Consider the following 15781-nt stretch of genomic DNA (forward strand, 5'->3'; position numbering starts at 1 on the left):
AATGAAGCCTTTTTTCTATCTAAATAAACCGCTTAGCCCTTAAGATCCTGTCTATGATTGCGGCTTAGGATACGTGAAAGCGTTTCGTGCGAAAAGCGACACATGCGAAAAGATGCAAATCCAAATGATATACATCTAGATAAGGGAAGCCAAAGATGCAGACGACTCAAGCTCTTAGTGAAAAACTCGGACACTTACTTGCGAAACATAAACATGTATTAGTGACGGCTGAATCTTGCACTGGCGGTGGCGTTGCTAGCGCGGTAACCGATATTGCGGGTAGCTCGGCTTGGTTTGACCGTGCTTTCGTGACCTACAGTAATGAAGCAAAACAAGAGATGATTGGTGTTCAGCTTGAAACCTTAGTTGAATTTGGCGCCGTAAGTGAGCCGGTGGTTATAGAAATGGCTCACGGGGCACTGCAACATTCAAACGGTACTATTTCTGTATCGATCAGCGGCATTGCTGGCCCAGGTGGTGGCACGGAAGATAAGCCGGTAGGGACCGTGTGTTTTGCTTGGAAGGCTACAAATGGATGGAATAAAGTAGGAACACATGTATTTACAGGCGATAGATCACAAGTACGCCAACAGGCCACGCACCATGCCCTGCAAGTTATTTATGATTACCTATCAATGGAAGACAAGTAACATTTGTACAAATTATTTTCATACAGGTATGGACACTGTATGAATCAACAGTATAATAAAAGCCAATTAGTCACCCCTTTGTGGGTTAGAAATAGATTCTAAGTCGCTTGTTGAGACAACCGATTATGTGGAGATAGAAATGGACGAGAATAAACAAAAAGCGTTAGCCGCAGCCCTTGGTCAGATTGAAAAGCAATTTGGTAAAGGTTCGATCATGCGTCTTGGTGATAACCGTACAATGGACGTAGAAACTATTTCTACTGGCTCTCTATCTCTAGATATCGCACTAGGTGCTGGTGGCCTACCGATGGGACGTATCGTTGAAGTTTACGGTCCAGAATCATCAGGTAAAACAACGCTAACGCTTGAGCTTATTGCTGCAGCGCAAAAAGTGGGCAAAACGTGTGCATTCGTTGATGCGGAACACGCACTTGACCCTATCTACGCTCAAAAGCTGGGTGTTGATATCGACGCTTTGCTTGTGTCTCAACCAGATACAGGTGAACAAGCTCTAGAAATTTGTGATGCACTGGCTCGTTCAGGTGCTATCGATGTTCTTGTTATTGACTCGGTTGCTGCACTAACACCTAAAGCTGAGATCGAAGGCGAAATGGGCGATAGCCACATGGGTCTGCAAGCACGTATGCTTTCTCAAGCAATGCGTAAGCTAACAGGTAACCTTAAGCAGTCTAACTGTATGGCTATCTTCATTAACCAAATTCGTATGAAAATTGGTGTAATGTTCGGTAACCCAGAAACAACAACAGGTGGTAATGCACTTAAGTTCTACGCATCTGTTCGTCTTGATATTCGCCGTACTGGTGCAATCAAAGATGGTGATGAAGTTGTTGGTAACGAGACTCGTATCAAGGTTGTTAAGAACAAGATTGCTGCACCATTCAAACAAGCTGAAACTCAAATCCTTTACGGCAAAGGCTTCAACCGAGAAGGTGAGCTTATCGATTTAGGTGTTAAGAATAAGCTAGTAGAGAAAGCGGGTGCTTGGTACAGCTACAAAGGCGATAAGATCGGCCAAGGTAAATCGAACTCTTGTAAGCACCTACGTGAAAATCCAGAGATCGCTCTGGAACTTGACACTAAGCTTCGTGAATTGCTACTGACTCCTGCTGTTCTTGAAGAGAAAGGCGCAGAGAAAGAAGAAGAAAACGAAGAGCTATAAGCTAACGTTTATAGAACGGATGTTTTAAAGAAACATTCGTTTTGAAAGAGTAGAAAGCCTCGCATATTTTATGTGGGGCTTTTTTTTTGGGGCTGATTTAGCCTTGAGTTGTATCGTGTGATTTCATTTCTCCATCCCCTAAACCCTAATCACTTTTGAGGCTTACCCTTACAGTAAAAAGAGTTCAGTAACGGTGTAATGATGGAGTGGTAGATATTGATGTTATCTAACTTCTGCTTAAATATGTTTTGGCTTTTTCTATTGTTGGTAAAGACAAAGGCATACATCGAAGCAATGTTGTCTCTGTATGCTGAATTACTCACTCGAATGTAGATACTTTTCACATTGCATTGTGCCAGTTCCAATCCATTTATATAGGCCTTCATTTCAGTTGAAGATACCTTCTGCGAATCGTCACTGAGATAAAGCGTCGCACTGCCGAATTGATAGGGTTGGTAGCTCTCTTTATTTAGGAATGGCGCTTGTTCATTGTTGTAGTGAATAAAGTAATAGGCGATCAGAATGATGCCAAACCATAGAGCGCATAAACTTATCGCAAATTGATGAGGGAACCTTGGGTTGGTTTGTTCTTCGTTGATTGGTTGTTGTGGGTGATAGGTGTTTCTCTCTGCTTCTGCTTCTGCTTCTGCTTCTACTTCAACCCCAACTCCTAATGCATCACCTAAAACACCATTCTCAGGCGTTGCTTCTGACACATCTCGGTTTTCAGTTTGAGGCGGCTTTGATGCTTGAGGTTGCTTATTTGGGGTGACTGAAAGTGAGTACCCTTTCTTGCATATTGTTTTGAGCTTTAACTCATCAGTGTCTAAATTTTTGATGACCTTTCTAATGTAACTAATGGTGTTGGTCAGGGACTGGTCGGTTACTAGTACACCTTGCCAACACTCTTCAAATAATTCGTCTCGAGATATGCACTGACCTTGGTGCTCTAACAGATATACAAGCACCTTAAACGGCAATGGGCGCATGCTGATCGTGGTATCAGATAGCGTCTGTGTGATCGTCCTCATTTTATTATTGATAACGATTTGGTCAGTGATATTGCTTTTGTGATTCATGGGCTTGTATGACGTTTTCATGTTGGCTTTTGCGGGCGGTACTTTAAGCATAGGAGGCCAGTCTGTAACTGTAAAACGTCATTGGTTATATAAAAATTACATTTAGTTATCTGGTTATATTTTTATTTGGCAATGGTTTGTAGCGAAAGCCAAAGGTGGTTGCTAACGTTATGCCGCCTCGAGTTTTGATGATAGCTCGATTACTAATCGTTGTTTTATAGGTAAATAGGATGCCCGAAATTAAACAGAAAAACTCGGAATCAGTGAAGACCCTGCTGGAAGAGTATAAAGAAGTGACCTCCGTTGAGTCTTTTCAATTGGATGTCGTTAAGTCTTTAATAAAGATTTTTACCGACACTGATAAAAGCCTTGAGCAAGGCGATAAGGTGACCTTAGTAAAGGTTGCACAACAATATATCGATGAAGAGATCGATTTTTCACTTTCTGTTGGTTTTGATGATGCCGTGCCTATCCTAACTTCAATCAGAAAAGTAATTGAGATTGTCTAAGCGTTGGATTTGGATTTGAAGATTGTCAGACATTTGCGCTGACTCTTGAGGTTCAATCTCTAAGTGAAATATAAATTAAAGATGTTCATGTTTGATTTGAATGTCTTTAGATAAAGGCAACACAGTCAGCTAGATCGGCAATATTATAATTACATTGAAAGGAAGAAATAATGAACACAGTGACATTTTTAGGCGACAAGATTGCACTAGCGGGTGATTTCCCACAAAAGGGCGAAGTACTGACAACACCTTCGATGACAACAGTATCGCTAGCTCCGTTAACTATCTCAGACAAAACGGCTGGGTTTAAACTGATTTACTTGTTCCCAAGTGTTGATACGCCAGTATGCTCAAGCAGTACTAAGGCGATCTCTGAATTATCGGAACTGAAATCAGATTCTGTAGATATCTACACGGTTTCAACAGACCTGCCATTCGCACTTGCTCGTTTCCAAGAGAAAGAAGCAGTGACAGGCGTTGAGCAGCTATCAGTATTTAAGAACCCTGAGCTATTAAAAGCATTTGGTACTCAATTTGAAGAGCATGCTCTGTCTGGTTTGTCAGCTCGTGCAATTATTTTGTTGGATGCAAACAATGTTGTTGTGCACAGTGAATTGGTTGCTGAAGTGACTGAAGAGCCAAACTACAGCGCTATCATTGAAGCTTTAAAGGCTTAATGATGATTTGAAACCTTGGTGAATTTTGGGCACCAAGGTTTCATTACTTTACGCATAACGATAACAAGTTGATTTCTTTTTTGAGAACCCAAGCTCAATTCGGTCTACGCTTATAATTCAGTTATTTGTAGAACAATCTCCAACGAGTGAATTGGATTATTGAATTAGATATCGGTGTTCTTCCTTGATAAAAGTAAAGTTAGCCATTTTTGTTACGGTTTCAACGATAGGGATGATTATTCTCGCCATCGTGTTGCTCACGCCTCCACTAGCTTTGCGAGGGAGTCAGTGGGCATGCAATTTCAAGCAAATGGGATTTGTCACACCATCGTATGCACAATACTCCGAATTAAATGAATTTATGCTGTATTCATTTAGCTCAGACGAAGATTTTTTTGTCAGCGATAGAATTCAAACCCTGAATCAACAGGGCGCAGTTGAAACGGCTGAAGTTGTATTTGTGGGGAAATATACGCTGAATGATAACCACCTAGAGATGGTTTTTAATGAAGTGAACTTCAGACATAAGCACCCTGATGACATGATTAATCGTAATCAGTCTTTGTATAAAGGGTTTACTATCCAATATGACATTGAGCTAGATGGTGATTTTCTTTATTTGTATTCATCCAGTAATAGTGAACAGTTCAATCACATTTGTACCAAGCGTTAACGGCAGTTATTTACCCTCCGTGTACCTTAGTCTTTAAGAACAACTCTCTCCTGTCTCATCCATTTTCTTTGTATGTTCTCTGCCTGAGCTAGTGGAATATTCTTCATTTTATCGAATTCCAACTAAAACCCTGCCCAAGGGTGTCTTTTCTACAAGAAAACTAGTCGAAGCCTTAACCATGATCTACAATACGGCAAAATTCTAACTCGACTATTTTCAGGAAGAGCTGCATGTACATGAGCACTGATGAGGTTCGCAACGCGTTCCTTAAGTTCTTTGAGAGCAAAGAACACCAAATCGTAGACAGTTCATCGTTAGTTCCACATAACGATCCAACCCTGCTATTTACTAACGCAGGTATGAACCAATTCAAAGATTGCTTCTTAGGCGCCGAAAAACGTGCCTACACTCGAGCAACTACGGCTCAGCGTTGTGTACGTGCGGGTGGTAAACACAATGACCTTGAAAACGTAGGTTTCACGGCTCGTCACCATACATTCTTCGAAATGCTAGGTAACTTCAGCTTTGGCGATTACTTCAAAGAAGAAGCGATTGGGTTTGCTTGGGAATTCCTGACTGAAACACTAGGTCTGCCAAAAGATCGCCTGTTAGTAACGGTTTACGAGACAGATGACGAAGCATTCGAAATCTGGAACAAGAAAGTGGGCATCCCAGCTGACAAGATTGTTCGCATCGGCGACAAAGAAGGCGGCAAGAAGTTTGAATCTGATAACTTCTGGACAATGGGTGACACAGGTCCTTGTGGTCCATGTACTGAAATCTTCTACGATCACGGTGAACACATCTGGGGCGGTCGTCCTGGTACACCTGAAGAAGATGGTGACCGTTTCATCGAGATTTGGAACAACGTATTCATGCAGTTCAACCGTCACGCTGACGGCACTATGGAACCGCTACCTAAGCCAGCTGTAGATACTGGTATGGGTATTGAGCGTATCTCTGCAATCATGCAGGGCGTTCACTCTAACTACGAAATTGATGTATTCCAAAAGCTAATCAAAGCGACAGCAGAAGTAGTGGGTCACGACGATCTATCTAACCAATCTCTACGCGTTATTGCTGACCACATCCGTTCTTGTTCATTCCTAATCGCTGATGGTGTAATGCCTTCAAACGAAGGTCGTGGCTACGTTCTACGTCGTATTATTCGTCGTGCAGTTCGTCACGGTAACAAGATTGGTGCACAAGGCGTGTTCTTCCACAAACTTGTGGGTGTTCTGGCTGAAGTGATGGGTTCTGCGGCTGAAGAGCTTAAGAAACAGCAAGAGCTTGTTGAAAAAGTACTTCGCATCGAAGAAGAGAACTTTGGTCGCACGCTAGAGCGTGGCATGGTTATCCTTAACGACGCATTAGACGCACTTGAAGGCAAAGAGCTTGACGGTGAAACAGTCTTCAAACTTTACGATACATACGGCTTCCCAGCTGACCTTACTAACGATGTAGCTCGTGAACGCGACTTTACTATCGATGAAGCAGGCTTTGAGAAGGCGATGGAAGCACAGCGTAAGCGTGCACGTGAAGCGGGTCAGTTCGGTACTGATTACAACGCAACGATCAAAGTAGACACGAACACTGAGTTCTGTGGTTACACAGGTACTGAAGGTGCGGGTGAGATTTCTGCGTTATTCGTTGACGGCGAAGAGGTATCTTCACTATCGGCTGGCGACAAAGCAATCATCATCCTTGAAGAGACACCATTCTACGCTGAGTCAGGCGGTCAATGTGGTGACGCTGGTACGCTAAGCACTGCGTCGGGTCTATTCAAAGTACAAGACACTCAGAAGCTAGGTAATGCATTTGCACACCACGGCGAGCTAGTTGAAGGCGTATTTGCTCAAGGCGATAAAGTAGAAGCGCGCGTTGATGCTGAGCGTCGTGCTGCTATCTCACTAAACCACTCTGCAACTCACTTACTTCACTCTGCATTGCGCGAAGTGCTAGGTGAGCACGTTGCTCAGAAAGGTTCTTTAGTTAAGCCAGACAACCTACGTTTTGACTTCTCTAACCTTGAAGCGGTAACACCTGCACAGATTAAAGAAGTAGAGCGTCTAGTTAACGCACAAGTTCGTAAGAATCATGTGATTGAAACGAACATCATGGACATCGAGTCAGCGAAAGAAAAAGGTGCGATGGCACTGTTTGGCGAGAAGTACGATGATGAAGTTCGCGTTCTGTCTATGGGCGATTTCTCTACTGAGCTTTGTGGTGGTATCCACGCGAGCAACACGGGTGATATCGGTCTATTTAAGATCACTTCTGAAGGTGGTATCGCTGCGGGTATTCGTCGTATTGAAGCGGTAACGGGTGAAGCTGCTCTAGATGCAGTTGATGCTCAGAATAACGCTTACGAAGAGAAATTGGCTGAATCAGCTAAGAAAGCGAAGTCGCTAGAGAAAGAAATCCAACTGCTCAAAGAAAAGATGGCTGCAGCTGAAGGCGAAAACATCATGGGTAAAGTGGAAGACATCTCTGGTACTAAAGTTCTGGTTGCTGCAATTGAAGGCGCAGACAACAAGAACCTACGTACTATGGTTGATAATGCTAAAAACCAAGTGGGTAGCGGCATCATCCTGATTGCGAACGTAGCAGACGGTAAAGTTGGCTTAATTGCTGGCGTAACCAAAGACCTTATCGGCAAAGTAAAAGCCGGTGACCTCGTTAAGATGGTTGCTGAGCAAGTTGGCGGTAAAGGCGGCGGTCGTCCAGATATGGCTCAAGCGGGTGGTACAGACGTTGAAGCACTACCTGAAGCGCTTAAATCGGTACGTATTTGGCTAGAAGAGCGTCTTTAAGCTTAAGTAATTGATACAAAGATGCCCAATCAACTGATTGGGCATCTTTTATTTTGCCTAATGCAAGAACGTCTGAAAAAGGTTTGATTGAGATTAACCAAGAAGTCTAATGGTAACGTTAGACTCCTTGGTTAATTTTTTATTGCTTCGCCATGACGCGGAGTATGTGTTTTTTTGTCATATATAGACATTGGTCTTGGGAAGGTGAGGAAGGGTGAAAATGCCTCTTATCGTGCAGAAATTTGGTGGAACGTCGGTGGGTTCAATAGAACGAATCCATCATGTAGCAGAAAAAATCATTGAAGCGAAAAATGAAGGGAACCAGATCCTAGTTGTCGTTTCTGCTATGTCAGGTGAAACAAATCGGTTAGTTAACTTAGCTTCACAAGTTGATAGCGTACCAAATGCTAGAGAGTTGGATGTGCTGTTAACGGCTGGAGAACAAGTTTCCATGGCTTTGTTAGCGATGACGTTGCACAAGTTGGGTTATGAAGCGACATCGATGACAGGCTATCAAGCCAAGATACACACCGATTCTAATCATAATAATGCGACGATTGAGCGTATTGATACTGCTCCTATTAAAGCGCTGTTAGATGATGACCAGATTGTCATTGTTGCAGGTTTTCAAGGCGTTAACGCGAAAGGTGATATCACAACCTTAGGGCGAGGTGGTTCAGATACCACGGCTGTTGCATTAGCGGGCGCGCTGCAAGCGAAAGAGTGTCAGATTTATACCGATGTTGATGGCGTATATTCCTGCGACCCTAGAGTCGTTAAGCAATCTAAGAAATTAGATACCTTAGACTTTCCTTCTATGGAAGAAATGGCTCGCAGAGGCGCTAAGGTTTTGCACCTTCCATGTGTTCAGCATGCGTGGCGACACAATGTACCATTGAGAGTGCTTTCGAGCTTTGAAGAAGGCGAGGGAACTCTTATCGCGGGTAATGACTGTTTGAATGATATTGCTGGGATAGCCATTGAAAGAGATATGGTTCGCATCGAGTGTTTGAATCAAGATTTACCGTCTCTCATGTCGCATTGTCAGTTGTTAGGGATCGAAGTCTGTAGTGTGATCGAGGAAACAGAACGGGCAGCGCTCATTATCAAACCGGACATAAGTGCTAAATTAAAACTAGTTTTTGCTGAAAAAATCCGTAATAGTGAATATGTTAGTTTGTTAACTGTGGTAGGAAGCCGAACACAAGAAATTGTGGTCAGTTCACATGGATTGTTGTCTGAAGGCGAAATTGATGTACAACATCACTTATTGCAGCAGCAGTCTTTAACTTTGGTGATATCACCAACGCAAGTCGATATGGCTGCTAACATATTACACAATGCATACATCGTAGCGCGTGAAACACAGGGTTATCTTAAAAAAGAAGTGCATTTTGGTTAAATAAACTCAATCGATAGTTTACGAAAATATAACTTTTGTTGGATAATGCTCTCGTAGCTAGATAAATTTAGAGATTACTCAAGGAGCAAAGAATGCTAATTTTGACTCGCCGTGTTGGCGAAACACTGATGATTGGTGATGAAGTAACAGTTACTGTACTAGGCGTTAAAGGTAACCAAGTACGTATTGGTGTTAACGCACCTAAAGAAGTATCTGTTCACCGTGAAGAGATCTACATGCGCATTCAAGCTGAAAAAGGTAATGGTAACGTTGCATCTGGCAACTACTAATACTTTTGCGTAGAAGAGGGGCTAGCATTGTTGCTAGCCTTTTTTGATCTTGGGAGAGCAAAATCACAACTTAGTGATTGGTTAGTTCAATAACTGGCTTGGTTCTAGATGCTAGGCTGAATGCTTGATATCGAAAAGCTACGCCGCCTGAGTTAACTCTTATTGAGGCATCGTGATATTTGTTTGCCATAGTTCAAGTTTTACTGACTTACCCTATGGTGAAATAGAGCATCCCGTAGTATGGTGCAAACAGCAGTGACACTTACTGCGAGATAAATTAGATAATTGTTTTCCGCTGTTAAATATTGCCAATCTTTCACCTTAATTTTTAAGGGAAAAAGCGCTAATTGGATGTTATAAGTTCAATTTGCAAGCGCTTTGATTAAATTGCAAACGGTTGAATGTTTTTGTCCGGTTTTTTTCAATAAAGTGTTTGACATATTTTCGGTAAAACGTAATATGTGCCTCCGCAAGACGGTGAGGTGGCCGAGAGGCCGAAGGCGCTCCCCTGCTAAGGGAGTATGTGGTTTGTAGCCGCATCGAGGGTTCGAATCCCTCCCTCACCGCCATTTCTTGCACGTTTGAATTTGCAAGCAAACACAGAAGTAACAATGTGCGCCCTTAGCTCAGCTGGATAGAGTACCTGGCTACGAACCAGGCGGTCGGAGGTTCGAATCCTCCAGGGCGCACCATTCTTTAGATTACTTTGTTAAGAAGTAATGGATAAGAATAATGAATTAGGTGAGGTGGCCGAGTGGCCGAAGGCGCTCCCCTGCTAAGGGAGTATGTGGTTTGTAGCCGCATCGAGGGTTCGAATCCCTCCCTCACCGCCATTCATTACAGGCCTATGGCCTTTTTTTTGTTTCGTAGAAACAAGAATGTGATATATTTCACAACTTCTTCACTTGAAGATACCGTGCGCCCTTAGCTCAGCTGGATAGAGTACCTGGCTACGAACCAGGCGGTCGGAGGTTCGAATCCTCCAGGGCGCACCACTATTTAGGGTTTTCATTAATCCTGATGTTGAATGTTTAGTTTAACTGCTTTATTGCGTTAACTAACAGCTCAATATCGAAACCGTTGCGCCCTTAGCTCAGCTGGATAGAGTACCTGGCTACGAACCAGGCGGTCGGAGGTTCGAATCCTCCAGGGCGCACCACTATTTAGGGTTTTCATTAATCCTGATGTTGAATGTTTAGTTTTAACTGCTTTATTGTCTTAACTAACAGCTCAATATCGAAACCGTTGCGCCCTTAGCTCAGCTGGATAGAGTACCTGGCTACGAACCAGGCGGTCGGAGGTTCGAATCCTCCAGGGCGCACCACATTATTAGAGAAAGCCTCGTTTTTACGAGGCTTTTTTTATGTCTGCTATAAATTTGTTGCAACAATGTTAAATTTAAGGTGTTTTTAACTTGTTGTATTTAAAGTAATTCTTGGTTGCTTCTTTGTTATTCCACCTTTCTCATATCATTTCCCAGAAAAGCCCCGTTTAAGTCACAGTTTAAATATCTAAAAATGACTCATTTGACAGATTTATGTGATCTGATAGGCGAATAATTAACCTTATGTGTGCGTTATCCGTAACAGAACCTTAAACAAAATTGACAAACTTTTACCAATCGAGATAATCCATGGGTCGGGATCACTATTCGCTGAAATCCTGCACCTATGTCAGGATGACGAAGAAAGGAAGCAACATGACTAATATTGGAAGCCTGCTAGGAGATGCAGCAACTCTAATGATAACGGGAATGTCCGTTGTCTTTATTTTCCTAACTATTCTAGTTTACCTCGTTCGGTTGATGTCAAAACTGGTACCAGAAGAAGTACCTGAACCGATCGCAGCACCTAAAAAAATTAAAAAATCACAATCAAACCCTTCTGCTGTTAGTCCACAGGTAGTGGCAGCAATTTCGGCCGCGGTTCACCAATACCGTGCGTCTACTGCTAAGTAGCATTTAAAGGATTAAAAAGGAGTTTATGAGCATGTCTAAACCACTAGCTATCACTGATGTGGTACTTCGTGACGCGCACCAGTCACTATTTGCTACACGTATGCGTATCGAAGATATGCTGCCTATTGCGGCAGAACTGGATAAAGTCGGTTACTGGTCTTTAGAGACTTGGGGTGGCGCGACGTTTGATTCGTGTATCCGTTTTCTTGGAGAAGATCCGTGGGAGCGTTTGCGTGAGCTGAAAAAAGCGATGCCAAACACACCAATGCAGATGCTACTGCGTGGTCAAAATTTATTAGGTTACCGCCACTACGCGGATGACGTAGTTGAAAAGTTTGTTGAACGTGCCCACAAGAACGGCATGGACGTATTCCGTATTTTTGATGCGATGAATGATGTTCGTAACTTTGAAACGGCCGTGAAAGCAACGATCGATGTTGGCGGCCACGCTCAAGGTACGTTGTCTTATACAACCAGCCCAGTACACAACTCAGATACGTGGGTTGATTTGGCTAAGCGCTTGGAAGACCTAGGCTGTCATTCACTATGTATCAAAGATATGTCAGGTTTATTAAAGCCTTATGAAGCGGAAGAGCTAATTACTCGCATCAAAGCGTCTTGTGATGTACCTCTAGCGCTGCATAGCCACGCGACAACGGGTCTATCAACCGCTACAGCCGTTAAAGCTGTTGAAGCTGGTATTGATATTCTAGACACCGCAATCTCTTCTATGAGCTGTACTTACGGCCATACACCAACCGAAACGGTTGTTGCTATGTTGGAAGGCACAGAGCGCGACACCAATCTTAAGCTTGATCAGATCGAACCCATCGCGGCTTACTTCCGTGATGTACGTAAAAAGTACGCGAAATGGGAAGGTCAGCTAAAAGGTGTCGATTCTCGCATCTTGATCGCTCAAGTTCCTGGCGGCATGTTAACCAACATGGAAGGTCAGCTTAAAGAGCAAGGCGCAGCCGATCGTATGGACGAAGTGCTTGAAGAGATCCCGCGCGTACGTAAAGAGTTGGGTTACATTCCTTTGGTAACACCTACTTCTCAAATCGTGGGCACTCAAGCAGTTATCAACGTCTTAACCGGTGAGCGCTATAAGAGCATCACTAAAGAGACTGCGGGTCTACTGAAAGGCGAATACGGTCAAGCTCCTGCTGAGGTTGATGCTGAACTGCAAGCGAAAGTATTAGATGGTGCTGAGCCAATCACGTGTCGTCCTGCTGATTTACTTAAGTCTGAAATGGATACGTTAACGACTGACCTTTTAGAAAAAGCGAAATCAGATGGCATTTCACTCGCTGAAGATACCGTTGATGATGTGCTGACATACGCACTCTTCCCACAAGTCGGCCTTAAGTTCCTTAAGAACCGTCGTAACCCTGAAGCATTTGAACCTGCACCAACTGCAGAAACGGCAGCTCCTGTTGCAGCTGCACCACAACCTGCTGCTGGCGGCATTGAAAGCTACAGCGTGAAGGTTGATGGTCAAGTTTATGATGTTGAAGTTGGCCCTCAAGGTGAACTGACATCGGTATCTCCATCAGCGAAACCTGCACAAGCGGCTCAAGCAGCACCTGCTGCGGCTTCTGATGCAGAAGCCGTTCCAGCTCCGTTAGCGGGCAACATCTTCAAAGTTATCGTTCAGCCGGGTGCTGAAGTGGCTGAAGGTGATGTGCTACTGATCTTGGAAGCGATGAAGATGGAAACCGAAGTTCGTGCTGCTCGTGGTGGTATCGTTCAAGAGTTGAATGTTAAAGAAGGCGATGCAGTTACTGTAGGCGCTCCACTACTAAGCTTAGCGTAAGGGAGTCCCATGGAAGGATTGATGACCTTATGGTCTGAAACAGGTATTGCTAACTTTGAGTTCGGCCAGATCTGTATGATGTTGGTCGGTTGCTTACTGTTGTTTTTGGCAATTCGCAAAGGATTTGAACCGTTACTTCTACTGCCGATTGGTTTTGGTGCCGTATTAGCAAACATTCCAAATGCTGGGTTTACTGATCCAGGTGGTTTGCTTTACTACGTTTACTACATTGGTATTGAAACGGGTATTTTCCCACTGCTGATCTTTATGGGTGTTGGTGCAATGACGGACTTCGGTGCGTTGATAGCTAACCCTAAAACGTTATGGCTAGGGGCTGCGGCTCAGTTTGGTATCTTCGCAACGCTATTTGGTGCGATCTTGCTGAACTATGTTCCAGGAATGGAATTCTCAATGGCCGATGCTTCGTCAATTGCGATCATTGGTGGTGCCGATGGCCCAACCGCGATCTTCTTGGCGAGTAAGTTATCTCCTGATTTATTAGGTGCCATTGCGGTAGCGGCTTATAGCTACATGGCGTTGGTTCCTATTATTCAGCCGCCAATCATGAAAGCGCTAACGACGCCGGAAGAACGCAAGATTAAAATGGCGCAGTTACGTCACGTAGGTAAAGCTGAGAAAATCCTTTTCCCGCTTGCTGTATTGCTGATGACGATTCTGTTCCTACCTTCAGCAACACCTCTAGTGGGTATGTTCTGTTTAGGTAACTTAATGCGTGAAGCGGGTGTGGTTGATCGTCTTTCAAAAACAGCTCAAAACGAACTGATTAACGTCGTGACTATTTTCTTAGGTCTAGGTGTTGGTTCTAAGCTTCAAGCGGATACGTTCTTGAACTTAGAGACACTGGGTATTTTAGGTTTAGGTGCGGTGGCGTTCAGTATCGGTACGGCGGGTGGCGTATTAATGGCTAAGCTACTTAATCGCTTCTCTAAAGAAGATATTAACCCATTGATTGGCGCAGCTGGTGTATCAGCGGTTCCGATGGCGGCTCGTGTTGTAAACAAGGTTGGTCTTGAGGCGAACCCTCAAAACTTCTTGTTGATGCATGCGATGGGCCCGAACGTGGCAGGTGTACTTGGTAGTGCGGTTGCCGCAGGTATTCTATTAGCTCTCGTGGGCTAATGAGTTACTAGGTCATGCTCGTTACGTTAATTGGTCGTCAATTTACGAATGAGCGGTTAACTTCGCCTTATTAAATGGTTTATAGTCAAAGGGATGCTTTCGCATCCCTTTCTTTTTATCAATTAGGGTGTTTGCTCACTAGGGCTTTTATCAATCAAGGAAATGTGGAAATGGAAAACAAACAGATTGCGATTACTCAATTCGGCGGCGTCGAAAACCTAAGTATTCAAACCAACGTTATTCCTAAGCCAAAGGCGGGAGAAGTGCTGGTCAAAGTTTCCTTTTCGGGCATTAATCCGATTGATGTCAAAACCCGTGCTGGCCTTGGTTGGGCTGCAGCTCAGAACAAAGATAACCTTCCTTGGGTGCCTGGTTACGACATTTCAGGGCAGATTGTCACGCTGGGCGAACAGGCAGAGCGTTTTACTGTTGGTGATAACGTGGCAGGCTTTATTGGCTTTCCATTGCAAGGTGGTGGTTACAGCCAATATGTGTGTGTTCCAGAAGCGGCATTAAGCATGGTTCCTGATTCGGTCACTCTAGAAGCAGCAGCCGCATTACCACTAGCCAGCCAAACGGCAGCACAGGCACTCAATAAAGCGGAAGTGAAAGAGGGCGATCGCGTACTCATCTTGGCGGGTGCTGGCGGCGTTGGTCATCTAGCGGTTCAAATCGCCGTGGCAGCGAAAGCCGAGGTTTATACAACGTGTAGTGAAGCGAATCTTGATTACTTAGCCACGCTAGGCGCTCATGCGATTAACTATAAATTTGCACCAGCATCAGAAAGAGTCTCCGATGTCGATGTGTTGATTGATTTAGTCGGTGGCGATACCGCTCTCGATGCATTGAAGTGTCTGAAAGATGGCGCAAGAGTCGTGACAGTCCCAACTTTATCTGCTGAATTGATCTGCGAAAAAGCAACATTATTAGGTTTTACTGCATCAGGTATGCTGGTTGAGCCAAACCCAGAGCAAATGGACACTATGCTGTACATGGTCAGTGTCGGATTGCTCAAAACAGAAATTCAAGGTATCTACCAGTTAGACGAAGCGCAATCAGCTCATCTGCAGGTTGAAACCGGACATACCAGAGGCAAGGTACTACTTAAAATGCAAGAAGGTTGATATGCAGTGCTAGAGTTTTTTAATTCTCTATTTGAAAACATAGCGCTGTGGTTCTCTGACTCGGCGCTGTGGGTACTCTTTATTAGTGGCTTCTTGAGCGCCACATTATTGCCCGGTGGTTCAGAAGCAAGCCTGGTTGCAGCCTTGAGCTTAGATCAGTTCTCAACATCATCGATCATTCTTCTGGCGACACTTGGTAATACCTTAGGCGGCCTGACCAACTATTGGATTGGTTTGTGGTTACCTAATCGAACTCAATCTGAAAAGCATGGTCATAAGGCTATGGCTTGGCTGAGCCGCTATGGTTACTGGACACTGTTATTCAGTTGGTTACCCATCATTGGTGACCCTTTGTGTCTGGCTGCCGGTTGGCTGAGAATGAAATTTATCCCTAGCGTTATTTTGATAGCGATTGGCAAAGCCGCTCGCTACAGCTTACTTGCTGCTATTTACTTCGGTTTTTTCTAAGGA

General features: G+C 44.0%; 14 protein-coding genes and 6 tRNA genes. 19 read left to right on the forward strand and 1 reads right to left on the reverse strand.

The annotated features are described in order from the left end of the window. Positions 1-155 precede the first annotated feature (155 nt). Positions 156-650: a nicotinamide-nucleotide amidase gene (gene pncC, locus ED652_RS02945; RefSeq protein ID WP_029223239.1), complete on the forward strand. Its 495-nt coding sequence runs from the start codon at positions 156-158 to the stop codon at positions 648-650. Positions 651-789: 139 nt separating this feature from the next. Beyond that, entirely contained in the window at positions 790-1830 is a 1041-nt protein-coding gene (gene recA / locus ED652_RS02950) for a recombinase RecA (RefSeq protein ID WP_029223240.1), read from the forward strand. A gap of 149 nt (positions 1831-1979) precedes the next feature. Here recA and ED652_RS02955 read toward each other — a convergent pair whose 3' ends face one another. Next, positions 1980-2960: a winged helix-turn-helix domain-containing protein gene (locus tag ED652_RS02955; protein WP_254051678.1), complete on the reverse strand. Its 981-nt coding sequence runs from the start codon at positions 2958-2960 to the stop codon at positions 1980-1982. Positions 2961-3139: 179 nt separating this feature from the next. Here ED652_RS02955 and ED652_RS02960 point away from each other — a divergent pair, with 179 nt between their 5' ends. From ED652_RS02960 to ED652_RS03040, 17 genes are all read left to right on the forward strand, one after another. Beyond that, positions 3140-3418: a hypothetical protein gene (locus ED652_RS02960; protein ID WP_017108701.1), complete on the forward strand. Its 279-nt coding sequence runs from the start codon at positions 3140-3142 to the stop codon at positions 3416-3418. A 170-nt stretch (positions 3419-3588) separates the two neighbouring features. Then, a complete protein-coding gene (gene tpx, locus ED652_RS02965; RefSeq protein ID WP_122053466.1) occupies positions 3589-4095 on the forward strand; it encodes a thiol peroxidase in 507 nt (168 codons plus the stop codon). A 184-nt stretch (positions 4096-4279) separates the two neighbouring features. Then, the gene (locus ED652_RS02970) at positions 4280-4768 is read left to right on the forward strand and encodes a hypothetical protein (RefSeq protein ID WP_122053467.1); all 489 of its coding nucleotides are present in this window, start codon (positions 4280-4282) and stop codon (positions 4766-4768) included. Between the two features lie 230 nt (positions 4769-4998). Continuing rightward, complete coding sequence (gene alaS, locus ED652_RS02975; protein WP_122053468.1) at positions 4999-7581, forward strand: alanine--tRNA ligase; 2583 nt, start codon at positions 4999-5001, stop codon at positions 7579-7581. Positions 7582-7801: 220 nt separating this feature from the next. Continuing rightward, positions 7802-8983, forward strand: coding sequence for an aspartate kinase (locus ED652_RS02980; RefSeq protein WP_080585220.1), 1182 nt, complete (start codon positions 7802-7804; stop codon positions 8981-8983). Positions 8984-9075: 92 nt separating this feature from the next. Next, on the forward strand, positions 9076-9273 hold the full coding sequence (gene csrA, locus ED652_RS02985) for a carbon storage regulator CsrA (protein WP_004415691.1): 198 nt from the start codon (positions 9076-9078) through the stop codon (positions 9271-9273). 476 nt (positions 9274-9749) lie between these two features. Further along, a tRNA-Ser gene (locus ED652_RS02990) sits at positions 9750-9842 on the forward strand. Between the two features lie 46 nt (positions 9843-9888). Continuing rightward, positions 9889-9965, forward strand: a tRNA-Arg gene (locus ED652_RS02995). A gap of 48 nt (positions 9966-10013) precedes the next feature. After that, positions 10014-10106 (forward strand) — tRNA-Ser (locus tag ED652_RS03000). An 85-nt stretch (positions 10107-10191) separates the two neighbouring features. Then, positions 10192-10268 (forward strand) — tRNA-Arg (locus tag ED652_RS03005). 87 nt (positions 10269-10355) lie between these two features. Then, positions 10356-10432: transfer RNA gene (locus ED652_RS03010), tRNA-Arg, on the forward strand. Between the two features lie 88 nt (positions 10433-10520). Next, positions 10521-10597, forward strand: a tRNA-Arg gene (locus tag ED652_RS03015). 375 nt (positions 10598-10972) lie between these two features. Beyond that, complete coding sequence (locus ED652_RS03020; RefSeq protein WP_010435831.1) at positions 10973-11230, forward strand: oxaloacetate decarboxylase subunit gamma; 258 nt, start codon at positions 10973-10975, stop codon at positions 11228-11230. A gap of 31 nt (positions 11231-11261) precedes the next feature. Next, entirely contained in the window at positions 11262-13046 is a 1785-nt protein-coding gene (gene oadA / locus ED652_RS03025; protein WP_122053469.1) for a sodium-extruding oxaloacetate decarboxylase subunit alpha, read from the forward strand. 9 nt (positions 13047-13055) lie between these two features. After that, positions 13056-14186 (forward strand): sodium ion-translocating decarboxylase subunit beta, encoded by a 1131-nt coding sequence (locus tag ED652_RS03030; protein ID WP_004735495.1) that lies wholly within the window; start codon positions 13056-13058, stop codon positions 14184-14186. 170 nt (positions 14187-14356) lie between these two features. After that, complete coding sequence (locus ED652_RS03035; protein WP_029224637.1) at positions 14357-15310, forward strand: NADP-dependent oxidoreductase; 954 nt, start codon at positions 14357-14359, stop codon at positions 15308-15310. 6 nt (positions 15311-15316) lie between these two features. Continuing rightward, the gene (locus tag ED652_RS03040; RefSeq protein ID WP_004735497.1) at positions 15317-15778 is read left to right on the forward strand and encodes a YqaA family protein; all 462 of its coding nucleotides are present in this window, start codon (positions 15317-15319) and stop codon (positions 15776-15778) included. Positions 15779-15781: the final 3 nt, after the last annotated feature.

The sequence above is a fragment of the Vibrio sp. Evd11 genome (genome assembly GCF_900382755.1).
Lineage (GTDB): Bacteria > Pseudomonadota > Gammaproteobacteria > Enterobacterales > Vibrionaceae > Vibrio > Vibrio lentus.

Excerpts from the sequence above, each read along its gene's own strand:
- tpx (WP_122053466.1), top strand. The coding sequence starts at position 3,589 with ATGAACACAGTGACATTTTTAGGCGACAAGATTGCACTAGCGGGTGAT.
- ED652_RS03020 (WP_010435831.1), top strand. The coding sequence starts at position 10,973 with ATGACTAATATTGGAAGCCTGCTAGGAGATGCAGCAACTCTAATGATA.
- pncC (WP_029223239.1), top strand. The coding sequence starts at position 156 with ATGCAGACGACTCAAGCTCTTAGTGAAAAACTCGGACACTTACTTGCG.
- csrA (WP_004415691.1), top strand. The coding sequence starts at position 9,076 with ATGCTAATTTTGACTCGCCGTGTTGGCGAAACACTGATGATTGGTGAT.
- alaS (WP_122053468.1), top strand. The coding sequence starts at position 4,999 with ATGTACATGAGCACTGATGAGGTTCGCAACGCGTTCCTTAAGTTCTTT.
- ED652_RS02955 (WP_254051678.1), bottom strand. The coding sequence starts at position 2,960 with ATGCTTAAAGTACCGCCCGCAAAAGCCAACATGAAAACGTCATACAAG.
- oadA (WP_122053469.1), top strand. The coding sequence starts at position 11,262 with ATGTCTAAACCACTAGCTATCACTGATGTGGTACTTCGTGACGCGCAC.
- ED652_RS03035 (WP_029224637.1), top strand. The coding sequence starts at position 14,357 with ATGGAAAACAAACAGATTGCGATTACTCAATTCGGCGGCGTCGAAAAC.
- recA (WP_029223240.1), top strand. The coding sequence starts at position 790 with ATGGACGAGAATAAACAAAAAGCGTTAGCCGCAGCCCTTGGTCAGATT.
- ED652_RS02960 (WP_017108701.1), top strand. The coding sequence starts at position 3,140 with ATGCCCGAAATTAAACAGAAAAACTCGGAATCAGTGAAGACCCTGCTG.
- ED652_RS02980 (WP_080585220.1), top strand. The coding sequence starts at position 7,802 with ATGCCTCTTATCGTGCAGAAATTTGGTGGAACGTCGGTGGGTTCAATA.
- ED652_RS03030 (WP_004735495.1), top strand. The coding sequence starts at position 13,056 with ATGGAAGGATTGATGACCTTATGGTCTGAAACAGGTATTGCTAACTTT.